This is a genomic window from uncultured Rhodococcus sp., assembly GCF_963525155.1.
Lineage (GTDB): Bacteria > Actinomycetota > Actinomycetes > Mycobacteriales > Mycobacteriaceae > Rhodococcus_F > Rhodococcus_F qingshengii.
Map to the genome: position 1 here is coordinate 16383 of NZ_CAURKP010000063.1, position 11759 is coordinate 28141.

The following is an 11759-nucleotide window of genomic DNA, read 5'->3' on the forward strand; positions in this document are numbered from 1 at the left end:
TCTCGACAACTTGAAATGGCGCCCCCACTTACATCCAGGATTTGCACGCGACTAATACCAAGGAACTAACATTCAGCGAAACATTAATACTAAAGTATTAACAACGCAGCTCATTCGAGAGATGGTTAATACTTTAGTATTAATTCAAAAGTTCCAGCGCATTCACGAACCGACTCACTGTGATTCGCTTCCCAAGCGAGGGCTGTGCACTCGCACAACGCATTCCCCGAAGCTGTGGCCGAACGGCCAGTCCTTTTGCCGCCCCCGCGATTCATGCTTGAGAGAAGAGCCGGATGTGACCGGCGTCTCGGTTCGAGCAGAGTCTGTAGAAGGAGTGCGTCATGGGAACTCGTCAGAGCCCCGATCGTGTGGTCGTGGTCGGTGCGGGTGTTGTCGGATTGTCGACGGCCTGGTTCTTGCAGGAACGTGGAGTCGAGGTCACCGTCGTCGATCGCGACGGCGTCGCAGCCGACGCGAGCTGGGGCAACGCCGGTTGGCTTGCCCCCGCATTGACGCTTCCGCTGCCCGAACCCGCAGTGCTCCAATACGGCTTGCGCGCGATGCTCAGCCCGTCGTCCCCGGTGTACGTGCCACTGACCACCGATCTGAAGCTGATTCGGTTCCTGGTCGGGTTCGCGCGCCACTGCGCGCAGTCGAAGTGGCAGGAAGCGATGTCGGTCTACACCGAGGTCAACCGAACAGCCTTGGGCGCGTACGACGAACTCGCCGACGGTGGCGTCAAAGAGCTGACGCGCCTGGCCGATCCTTTCCTCGCCGCGTTTGCGTCCGAGAAGGACCGACAGACCTTGGTGGACGAGTTCCACCACGTCGAAGCTGCCGGCGGAGAAGTCGACTTCGACCTCCTCGACTACGACGCGATTCATTCGCTCGAGCCTTCACTCGGCCAGGGTGTGAAAGCCGGTTTGCGCCTGCGCAATCAGCGTTTCATCGATCCCCCGTTGTTCGTGAACTCGTTGGCGGACGCGGTTCGTGAACGCGGTGGAGAAATCGTCAGCGGTTTCGACGTCACGCAGATCGACGATCGGGTCGGCGGAGTCACTGTTCGCAGTGCACACGGTGATTCACGCGACGGTGACTCCGTAGTCATCTCGAGCGGTGCCCGCTTGAACAAGCTCGCAGCACCGTTCGGTGTGCGCAAACTGGTGCAGGCCGGACGCGGATACAGCTTCAGTGTCAAGCCCGAGCACCTCCCCAAGAACCCTGTGTATTTCCCCACCCAGCGCGTCGCATGCACTCCGTTGCACGATCGCTTCCGAGTGGCCGGAATGATGGAATTCCGCAGCCCTGACGCGCCGCTGGATCCGCGCCGCGTGCAGGCGATCATCGATGCAGCCAAGCCGATGCTCAGCGGCATCGACTGGACTGCGCGGGAAGAGGAGTGGGTGGGATCACGACCGTGCACTACCGACGGCTTGCCGTTGATCGGAGCCACGAAGTCGCCGCGGGTGCACGTCGCCGGTGGTCACGGGATGTGGGGAATCGCCCTGGGTCCGTTGACCGGAAAGATGGTGGCCGACTCGATGACCGGCGCTCAGACGCCGACCGTCATGCGCCACTTCGATCCGCTGCGCTGACAGCCGGTTTCACCCACTTGTAGTACGCGCCCGTCAGCAGAACCAGCCATCCGGCACCGACGAGCAGCGCAACTCGGGTATCGGCGATGACGCCGAGCAACACGATGACAAAAGCCAGGAACACGATCGCGAAGATCTGACCGTACGGCCACAGCGGCACTGGAAACTTCAGTGCCGCTGTTTCGTCTGCACTCATCTGAGCGCGGGAACGGAACTGCGAGAGCAGGATCATGATCCAGACGAAAATGGTGGCGAAGGTCGCCAGCGAGGCGATGACGAGGAACACCTGGTCCGGGATCAGGTAGTTGAGCAGTACTCCCACCAACAGGGCACCGGTCATGATGACAACGGTCATCCACGGAACACCGTTGGCGGAGACTCTCTTCATCACCTGCGGGGCCTGACCGGCATGCGACATTCCGAACATCATGCGACCCGCACCGAAAACGTCGCTGTTGATGGCGGACAGGGCCGCGGTGATGACGACGATGTTGAGGATCGATGCGGCCGTTCCCAATCCGAGGTTCTCGAAGATCTGGACGAACGGGCTGTTGTCGGAGTTGATGGTCTGCCACGGAATGATCGCCATGATGACGGCGAGGGTGCAGATGTAGAAGAGAATGATGCGCACCGGGACCGTGTTGACGGCTTTCCTGATGGTCTGCGCCGGATCCTCGGCTTCGCCCGCGGTGATACCGATGATCTCGGTGCCACCGAACGCGAACATGACGATCGCGAAACACGCGACGAATCCGCCGAAGCCCGTCGCGAAGAACCCGCCGTCCGACCAGAGGTGGCTGATTCCGGCATCGGTGTCGTGAACGCCGAATCCGAACACGATGATCGCGATGCCGCCGGCGATCATCGCGATGATGGCGGTGATCTTCACGAGCGTGAACCAGAATTCCAGTTCGCCGAACACCTTGACGCTCAACAGGTTTATCGCGCCGATGAAGAAGACGACAGCCAGAACCCAGATCCATCTCGGTACGTCCGGGAACCAGAACTGCATGTACAGGCCGAAGGCGGTGACGTCGGCGAGGCACACGATCACCATCTCGAACGTGTACGTCCACCCGGTCATGAAACCGGCGAGTGGTCCGAGGTGCTTGTTCGCGTACTCGCTGAACGAACCGGAAACCGGGTTACGGACCGCCATCTCGCCGAGCGCTCGCAACACCAGGTAGACCGCGATACCGCCGATCAGGTAGGCCAGGAGCACCGACGGGCCGGCTCGTTTGATGGCCTCGGCGCTGCCGTAGAACAGTCCGGTTCCGATGGCTGATCCGAGGGCGATGAAGCGGATATGGCGCGCTGTCAGCCCTCGCTTGAGGCCATCCTGCGTCGCGGCGTCGCTGTTCACTTCTCGGTACTCCAGTCGGATGGATCGTCATACGTGCGCGAACCATTGTCCGCTACCACCGCGCGTGTTCCCGCACGACCCTGTTGGACGGCCGTACAGTGACCTGACACACATGGTCCATTGACGGATCGCTTACGATCGACAAAAGTGTTTGTAACTTTACGTAGCATCAACTCGACTGGAGAGACTGTGTCCAACACCCTCGAAGCAAGCATCGACATCGACGCATCACCGCAGGACGTGTGGGCAATCGTCGCCGACCTGCAGCGCATGGGCGAATGGAGCCCCCAGTGCAAGGTGATGAAGGTAATCGGCGGGACCGTGCGTGAGGGCGCCAAGACGATCAACGTCAACCGCAAGGGCCTGCTGGTCTGGCCGACGTCGTCGAAGGTCGTTCGCTTCGAGCCCAACAAGTCGGTGGCGTTCCGCATCGCGGAGAACCGCACGATCTGGTCCTACGAACTCGAGCCGACCGCTACCGGCACCAAAGTGACCGAGCGTCGCGAGGCTCCCACCGGAACGTCGAAGGTCTCGCAGTTCCTCGTCAAGACCGTCCTGGGCGGAAACGCCGACTTCGAGGTCGAACTCGTCGAAGGCATGAATGCCACCTTGAAGCGTGTGAAGAGCGAGGCCGAGGCGGCTGCACGCACCTCTGCTTGACCCTCGACCTGGTCGAGGCATCAGGATCCGTTCCATGGATCCCGTGATGACACAGATAGCGCAGGCACAAGAATTGGCGAGCTCCGGCAATCGAGCCGGGGCTCGCTCTGCGTTCGAGAAGATGTGGGAAGAGATCAGCGCCGCCCCCGATGCGCTCCACATCGTCTCCCTCGCGCACTACATGGCCGACGTTCAAGACGACCCGGCTCAGGAGCTCTGCTGGGACCTGCGCGCCCTCGACGCTGCCGATTCGTTGACCGACGCGCGAGCCCAGGAACACCACGCATCGCTGCAGGTCGCCGGTTTCTATCCATCGCTGCACCTCAACCTGGCTGCCGACTACCGCAAACTCGGACGCGACACCGAGGCCGTCGAGCATCTGACGAAGGCCGAGGCGTCGGTCGGCACACTCGCCGACGACGGTTACGGCCGGATGATCAGGGGCGCTATCGAGCGACTGCGGGCAGAATTGATCCGTGACCACTAGTTCCGCCCTCTTGACGATCGGCGAGATGTCCAGGGCGTCGGCGCTCCCGATCAGCGCGCTGCGGTTCTACGACAAGGAAGGCGTGCTCGTCCCGCATTCCGTCGATCCGCACACCGGTTACCGCTGGTACACCGACGATCAGCTCCGCGACGCCCGCATGATCGCCGGTATGCGACGCGTCGGTGTTCCGATCCGCGACATGATGGCCGTCCTGACCGGGCCGGAACCCCATTCGTGCCTGGACGCCCATCTGCGCAACCTCGAGGACGGTCTCGCCGACGCCCGCGCCGAACTGGGGCGAATTCACCGGCTGATCGATTCGCTACCTGCCTCCGGCGGCGTGGACATCGACTCGTGGGATCTACGACGCGCACTCGACGCCGTGCTGTTCGCAGTGAACGAGGAATCGGAGTTCCCGATACTTCGCGGCGTCCACCTCGACATTCACGACGGCGTCGCTGCGTTTGTCACCACTGATCAGTTCCGGCTCGCGGTCGCCGAGGTGAAAGTTCACTCCGCTCTGACGGTGTCCGCTGTCGTTCCCGTCACCTTCGCGCGATTGTTACGCGACGTCGCCGGCGTCGTGACGTTGACTTTCTCCGCGCGCACGGTGACTGCGTCGTATCCGGGAGGTGAGGTGTCCAGTCCCCTGATCGAGGACGGAGAGTTCCCTGATCACCGAATCCTGCGCGAGCACCACAACGCCGTCGAACTGAGCGGCGACCACCTTGCCGCCCTGCTCAACGGCACCGAGGACAGTGCCGTCGTCAGCGTCGGCGAAGACGGTGGTGCCCGGGTGGATCCGGGCGGAACAGATCCCCGTGAGAAGTTCCGAGTACTGGTCGACCGGCAGCGACTGCGCGACGCCGCCGCAGCCCAACCGGGGCGGCAACTGGTGATCCGAGTAAGCGGTGCGACGCTCCCGCTGGCGATACGCACCGGCGACCGTGTCGGGTACTACTCGTACTTGATGCCACTACAGCCTGTAGGAGAGAAGGCGTTCACGTAATCTATGGATGCTCTACCACCCCGTACTGTCAGTGCGACCAGCAGAAGACCTACCGAGTAGTTAGAGGAGCCTGTGGCACGCCGACCCACACCCCCCGGAACCCCGCAACCCACCGGGATCGGACATATCGTCGATCTGGTTCGCCATGCGATTCCGCCACTTCATCCCGCCGGCCTGCCGTTCGTGCTGGCCCCGCTGGGAGTTGCAGCTCTGGGCCGCAACCGTAAGTGGGTGCGCCGAGCCGGTCTGACCACCGCCGCCGCATGCGCCACGTTCTTCCGTCACCCGCACCGGGTGCCGCCCAACCGCATCGGCGTCGTCGTCGCACCCGCCGACGGCGAGGTGGCGTTGGTCGACAACGCCGTTCCGCCCGCCGAGCTCAATCTCGGAAGCGAGCCGCGCCCGCGCGTCAGCATCTTCCTGTCGGTTCTCGACGTGCATGTCCAGCGCAGCCCTGTCGGTGGAACGGTCAAAGAGGTCGTTCACCAGGCAGGCAAGTTCCTCTCCGCAGATCTCGCCGACGCCAGCGAGGTCAACGAGCGCAACAGCATGCTGATCGAAACCGCCGATGGTCACGACGTTGCGGTTGTCCAGATCGCGGGACTGCTTGCACGCCGCATCGTCTGCTACGCCGGTGTCGGTGACGTCCTGCCGATCGGCGACACGTACGGACTGATCCGTTTCGGCTCACGCGTCGACACCTATTTCCCCGCCGGAACCACACTCCTGGTCGAGCCGGGACAACGCACGATCGGTGCTGAAACAGTTATCGCGCAACTGCCGTGAAGACGCCGAAGATGAAGTCAGCCGTGAAGAAGCCGGGAGCAGCCCAACCCGGCGCGAAGATGCCCAAACGCACCCAGGCGGTGCGGTTGCTGCCGTCCGTCATCACCATCCTGGCGCTGTGCGCCGGGCTGTCCGCCGTCAAATTCGCTCTCGACGGACAACCCGGCACCTCGCTCGCGATGATCGGCGCCGCTGCCGTCCTCGATTCACTCGACGGCCGCATCGCGCGACTGCTCGACGCCACCAGCAAGATCGGCGCCGAACTCGACTCACTGGCCGACTCCATCTCCTTCGGCGTCGCCCCGGCCCTGGTCCTGTACGTGACCTTGCTGGACGGCACCAGCATCGGCTGGATCATCGCGTTGATCTACGCGGTCAGCATCGTGTTGCGACTCGCACGTTTCAACACCCTGCTCGACGACGACGACGTCCCCGCGTACGCACGTGAGTACTTCGTCGGCGTTCCGGCTCCGGCCGGCGCACTCATCGCCCTCACTCCCCTGGCCGCGACGGCTCAGTGGGGTGACGGCTGGTGGTCTTCGCACTTCGTCGTCATCGTGTGGACGCTCTTCTCGGCTGCACTGATCGTCAGCCGCATCCCGACGCTGGCGATGAAGTCGGTATCCGTGCCGCCGCACATGGCGGCCGGCCTGCTCGTCCTGGTGACGTTGGCTGCAGCCGCACTCATCACCTACCCGTACATCCTGCTGATCGTTCTCATCGCGATCTACCTGGTGCACATCCCGTTTGCCGTGCACTCGAAGCGGTGGGTGGCAGCACGTCCCGAAACCTGGGACATCAAGCCTTCCGAACGCCGCGCGATCCGACGCCAACCCAACGTCGGTGGCCGCCGCTCGGCCGCTCGTCTCGGATTGCGGCGACCCCGCTAGTCCACGACGTACTCTCGAGAGGTGACTTCGCCGGAACTCGCCCTCACCGTTCGACTCAACACCTCTGCCGCCGACCTACGCCGCGGGGTCGTGCGCTTGCACCCCGAAGCGTTGGCGGCGTTGGGCATCCGCGAATGGGATGCCATCGCACTCATGGGAGCCCGCGGCACCGCGACCGTCGCGGGCCGTGCGCCCACCGGAACCCCGGCAGGCACGATCCTTCTCGACGACGTCACCATGTCGAACGTCGGCCTGACCGAGAACTCTTCCGTCGTGGTCGGTCCGGTGACGGTGTACGGAGCGCGATCCGTCTCCGTCACCGGCTCGTCCATGGCGACAAATTCGATCAGCTCGACGGTTCTGCGACAAGCCCTTCTGGGCAAGGTCGTCAGCGTCGGCGACACGGTCTCGCTCCTCCCCCGCGATCTCGGTCCGGGTACGAGCACTTCCGAAGCCACCCAAGCGCTTTCCCGTACCTTCGGCGTCGCGTGGACATCCGAACTGCTCACCGTCACGGCCGTCGAACCTGCCGGTGGTCCGGTCAGCGTCCAGCCGAATTCGGCGGTCAACTGGGGTTCCGGCTCGGCGGGCACACTGACACCGAGTGCGCTTGTTTCCAGTCCGGCCGCCGTCGCAATCGAGCCTGCACCCTCGGTTCCGCTGGATCACCTCGTCGGCGCGCAGGCGCAGGCAGCCAAGCTGACCGAGTGGCTCGGCCTGGCACTCGACGAACCAGAACTGCTCCGTACGCTCGGCGCCTCACCGCACCTCGGCGTCCTCATCACGGGCCCCGCCGGCGTAGGCAAAGCCACGTTGGCCCGCTCGGTCCTGTCCTCGCGCAAACTGGTCGAACTGGACGGCCCGGGAGTCGGTGCCACCGAGGCGAATACCCGCCTGCAGCGAATCGTCGACGCCGTTGCTGCCGTGCGCGGCGGTGGCGTACTGCTGATCAGTGACATCGACGCTCTGCTTCCGGCCACCGCGGAACCGGTGTCCGCACTGATCCTCGAACAACTGCGCAGCGCCGTCGCAACCCCGGGCGTGGCATTCGTCGCGACCTCCGCCCATCCGGAGACCGTCGACGCGCGCCTTCGCGGCCAGGATCTCTGCGATCGAGAACTCGCACTTACCCTGCCGGACGGCGCAACTCGCAAGGCGTTGCTCGAACTCCTGCTCCGCCGAGTGCCCACCGGAACCCTCGAACTCGACGCCATCGCCTCGCGCGCACCCGGATTCGTGGTCGCCGACCTCGCGGCGCTCTGCCGTGAAGCTGCATTGCGAGCGGCGACGCGGGCGTCCAAATCCGGTGATTCTCCGGAGATCACGCAGGAAGATCTTGTCGGTGCCCTCGAAGTGATTCGGCCACTGTCTCGTTCGAGTACCGAAGAACTGTCGATCGGCAGCGTCACCCTCGACGACGTCGGCGACATGGTCGAAACCAAACAGGCGCTCACCGAAGCGGTGCTGTGGCCGCTACAGCACCCCGACTCCTTCGCACGCCTCGGTGTCGACCCACCCCGCGGCGTGCTCCTCTACGGTCCTCCCGGCTGCGGTAAGACGTATCTCGTTCGCGCCCTTGCCAGCTCGGGGCACCTCAGCGTTCATGCCGTGAAAGGCGCAGAGCTGATGGACAAGTGGGTCGGCGCCTCCGAAAAGGCCGTAAGAGAGTTGTTCCAGCGCGCACGCGATTCGGCGCCCTCGTTGATCTTCCTCGACGAAATCGACGCGCTTGCCCCGCGTCGTGGTCAAAGTTCCGACTCCGGGGTGTCGGATCGCGTCGTAGCCGCGTTGTTGACCGAACTCGACGGCGTCGAACCGCTACGCGACGTCGTGGTGTTGGGCGCCACCAATCGACCGGATCTGATCGACCCGGCTCTCCTGCGCCCCGGCAGACTCGAACGTCTCGTATTCGTACCGCCGCCGGATGCGGAGGCTCGCAAAGCGATTCTGCGTGCTTCCGGCAAGTCGGTACCGCTCGCCGAAGATGTCGATTTGGACATTCTGGCCGTCGATCTCGAGGGATACTCGGCAGCAGACTGCTCGGCTCTCCTGCGTGAGGCTGCACTCGCCGCCATGCGTCGGAGCATGGACGCGGCCGACGTGACGGCCGCGGACGTGGCAACCGCCCGTGAGAAGGTACGTCCCTCACTCGATCCCGAGCAGGTGGCACACCTACAGGCGTACGCGGACAACCGATAAGGACTGACCATGGCTGCTGATCTGGTTCTGTACGGCGACATCGTGACCATGCGCGAGGACTCACCACTCGCCCAGGCGCTCGCCGTGACGGGCGGCCGGATCACAGCCGTCGGCGCGCGCACGGACGTCGAGGAACTGGTGGGGCCGGATACCCGCGTTGTCGACGTCGGAGGTGCCGCTGTTCTGCCGGGGTTCATCGAGCCGCACGGTCACCCCCTCGAAGAAGCCATCGTGCTCGGGCCTGACGTCGTCGACATCCGGCCTGTCACGATCGCCGAGGCGGATGCCGTAGTTGCTGCCGTCGTCGACACTGTTCGTTCGCGAGGCGCTGCCGGCGCTTCTTTGAACGGTTGGGACCCGTTGCTGCAGAGTGGCCTACCCGATCCGACCATCGACTGGCTGGACTCCGTAGCGCCGGAGTACCCCCTCGTGATCATGCACAACTCGGGACACGTCGCGTATTTCAACACGGCGGCAGCAGTGCAGGCCGGCATCACCCGCGATACCCCCGATCCGATCGGCGGATCGTACGGCCACGACGCGACGGGCGCACTCGACGGAGCCGCGTACGAAATGCCCGCGGTATTCGCAGTCGCGGGCCACGCAGTCACCATCGGTGACGACTTCCCCGCACTGGTGGCGGCCGAATGCGCCCGGCTGAACGCCGCGGGAATCACCACCATCGCCGAATTGTCGTTCGACCCCAAGATGCGGCCCGCCCTGGCAGCGATAGCCGACGCCGGACTGCTCACCACCCGTCTGCGGCTCTACGAGATGTCCAACGACGCGCGCACTACCGAGGCGTCACCGGGCGACGGAAACGACCTGGTGCGCCAGATCGGCATCAAGGTCTGGTCCGACGGTTCGCCGTGGGTCGGCAACATCGCCACCAGTTTCCCGTATCTCGATACCGAAGCCACCCGTGCGCTCGGGATCGCCTGCACGCACGGGCATGCCAACTACACCGGCGAACAGATCCACGACATCAGTTCCGCTTACTTCGCCAAGGGGTGGCAGATGGCGTGCCACGCCCACGGCGACGACGCGATCACCATGGTTCTCGATGCGTGGGAGCAACTTCTGAAGGAGCACCCCCGGCCCGATCACCGGTTGCGTCTCGAACACGTCGGCGCGATGCGTCCGGATCAGTTCGTCCGCGCGGCGGAACTGGGCGTCACGGTCAGCATCTTCATCGACCACCTGCACTACTGGGGTGACGTTCTGGTCGATGACCTGTTCGGCCCCGAATACGGATCCGTCTGGGCCGCAGCAGGTTCTGCGCTGGCAGCCGGGCAACGGTTCACCTTCCACAACGACGGTCCCGTCACCCCCGCCAATCCGCTACGGAATATGCAGGACGCCGTCACCAGACTTTCGCCCAGCGGCCGCGTCGTCGCACCCCAGGAACGGATCCCCGTGGACGCAGCTGTGCGCGCCCATACGGTCAACGCCGCTTGGCAGCTGTTCAGCGAAGATCACATCGGGTCCATCTTTCCCGGCGCCTACGCGGATCTTGTTGTGCTGTCGGCAAATCCCCTCGACGTCGAGCCGACCAGGCTGGCCGACATCACGGTGCTCGCCACCATCCTGGAGGGTCGGACGGTGTACGGAGACCTGAGCGCGATCGGCTGATCGGTCGCCGCGGACAAGACTGTTGCCCTCCCTGCTCGAGTTCCAAGGATCGTTGCGAGAACGGAGACGGCGCAAGTGGTCTCAGGGTTCAGTGCGGATGTCGTCAATGACCTGGGCAATCGCATGTTTCGCCCAGTCCGTGATCTGCTCGTTCGTGTCGCGGTAGTACGGCAAGGCAACCAATGCAATTGACAGAGCCCATGCGCGGCCACGCGTCCAAGTTCCCTCGTCCACGTCAACATGAAGCCGGAATGTATGCCGAGTGCTCGGCGTCAGCAGAGTCCATGCAATGAGGCAGTCGATTGCCTGCCGCAAATCGAATGAAGATCCGAAAAGTCCCAAAAATCGGAATTGTCGAAAATTATTGCATAGGAACAGTTTTCGAGATCCAAGTCTTGTGTTCGAAACTTTGTTCGATTAGACTTTAGCATGGACAGTCGGGAAGCGTGGCAACTGGATGGCGAGGACCTCAAGAGTGAGGTTCTCGATCTGGTGCGCGCCCGGCACGAGTTGCAGTCGCGGATGGTGTTGCTGATCGTGGAGATGTTTTCCCGGGAGGTTCTCGGCGGGAAGGGTTTTCGGGCGATCGCGCAGTGGTTGCATGGTTCGACGAATCTGGAGATCGGTGAGTGCAGTCTGCTGGTCGGGTTGGCGCGGTTGTTGATGCTCGAACCCGTTGTGGGCGATGCGTTTCATCGTGGTGACGTGGATGCGTTGAAAGCCCGTCAGGTGGCGTCGTTTTGTCAGCATCCGCCCAAGAACATGACGCCGGCGGATGTCGACAAGGCTCGCGGGATTCTGTTGGGGTTGGCGTCGAAGAACATCGCTGATTGTGATGCGGTGCGGGCGGCGATCCGCCGAATCGAGAAGCAGTACGGCAAACGCGAGGACGGCGTCCCGGTCGGCGAGGATTCGGAGCGTAACGAGTTCTACGCGTCGAAAGGTTTGTACGGGCGTGTGTCGGTGAAGGGCGACCTGGATGCTGTGAACGGGGCGCGTCTGATCACGTTGTTGTCGAGCCTGTCTGCGCCGACGCCGGAGAAGGACGGCGTCAAGGACGCCCGTACGCCGGCGCTGCGGCGGGCGGACGGGTTCTGCGAACTACTGCGGCGGTACGAGCGGGCGGGGTTGGGTCCGA

Annotated in this window: 11 protein-coding genes; 9 read left to right on the forward strand and 2 right to left on the reverse strand. The window is 63.7% G+C overall.

All coding sequences use genetic code 11. The features are described 5' to 3' along the window. Positions 1-341 precede the first annotated feature (341 nt). Positions 342-1595: an FAD-binding oxidoreductase gene (locus RWT78_RS14800; protein ID WP_058228007.1), complete on the forward strand. Its 1254-nt coding sequence runs from the start codon at positions 342-344 to the stop codon at positions 1593-1595. Here the strand turns inward: RWT78_RS14800 and RWT78_RS14805 are convergent. Next, entirely contained in the window at positions 1567-2958 is a 1392-nt protein-coding gene (locus RWT78_RS14805; RefSeq protein WP_019744479.1) for an amino acid permease, read from the reverse strand. The two genes, RWT78_RS14800 and RWT78_RS14805, sit on opposite strands and share 29 nt — an antisense overlap. A gap of 189 nt (positions 2959-3147) precedes the next feature. Between RWT78_RS14805 and RWT78_RS14810 the strand changes: the two genes are divergently transcribed. The 7 genes from RWT78_RS14810 (at position 3148) to RWT78_RS14840 (ending at position 10621) form a co-directional block, all read left to right on the forward strand. Further along, complete coding sequence (locus RWT78_RS14810) at positions 3148-3618, forward strand: SRPBCC family protein (RefSeq protein WP_003941500.1); 471 nt, start codon at positions 3148-3150, stop codon at positions 3616-3618. A gap of 34 nt (positions 3619-3652) precedes the next feature. Continuing rightward, complete coding sequence (locus RWT78_RS14815) at positions 3653-4105, forward strand: hypothetical protein (protein WP_075832586.1); 453 nt, start codon at positions 3653-3655, stop codon at positions 4103-4105. Next, positions 4095-5114, forward strand: coding sequence for a MerR family DNA-binding transcriptional regulator (locus RWT78_RS14820; RefSeq protein WP_314676434.1), 1020 nt, complete (start codon positions 4095-4097; stop codon positions 5112-5114). The genes RWT78_RS14815 and RWT78_RS14820 overlap by 11 nt, the downstream gene beginning before the upstream one ends. Before the next feature lie 72 nt (positions 5115-5186). Continuing rightward, positions 5187-5900, forward strand: coding sequence for a phosphatidylserine decarboxylase (locus RWT78_RS14825; RefSeq protein WP_003941540.1), 714 nt, complete (start codon positions 5187-5189; stop codon positions 5898-5900). Between the two features lie 59 nt (positions 5901-5959). Then, complete coding sequence (locus tag RWT78_RS14830; protein ID WP_029254795.1) at positions 5960-6790, forward strand: phosphatidylcholine/phosphatidylserine synthase; 831 nt, start codon at positions 5960-5962, stop codon at positions 6788-6790. A 21-nt stretch (positions 6791-6811) separates the two neighbouring features. Continuing rightward, positions 6812-8989 carry an AAA family ATPase gene (locus RWT78_RS14835; RefSeq protein WP_003941536.1) on the forward strand — a complete coding sequence of 726 codons (2178 nt, stop codon included), beginning with the start codon at positions 6812-6814 and terminating at the stop codon, positions 8987-8989. 9 nt (positions 8990-8998) lie between these two features. Then, positions 8999-10621, forward strand: a complete 1623-nt coding sequence (locus RWT78_RS14840; RefSeq protein WP_314676435.1) for an amidohydrolase — start codon at positions 8999-9001, stop codon at positions 10619-10621. Between the two features lie 81 nt (positions 10622-10702). Here RWT78_RS14840 and RWT78_RS14845 read toward each other — a convergent pair whose 3' ends face one another. Beyond that, positions 10703-10855: an aminoglycoside phosphotransferase gene (locus tag RWT78_RS14845; RefSeq protein ID WP_134998269.1), complete on the reverse strand. Its 153-nt coding sequence runs from the start codon at positions 10853-10855 to the stop codon at positions 10703-10705. 195 nt (positions 10856-11050) lie between these two features. On the opposite strand from RWT78_RS14845, the gene RWT78_RS14850 reads away from it, so the two are divergent. Next, on the forward strand, positions 11051-11759 hold a 709-nt coding region (locus tag RWT78_RS14850), incomplete at its 3' end, for a DUF222 domain-containing protein (RefSeq protein ID WP_314676436.1).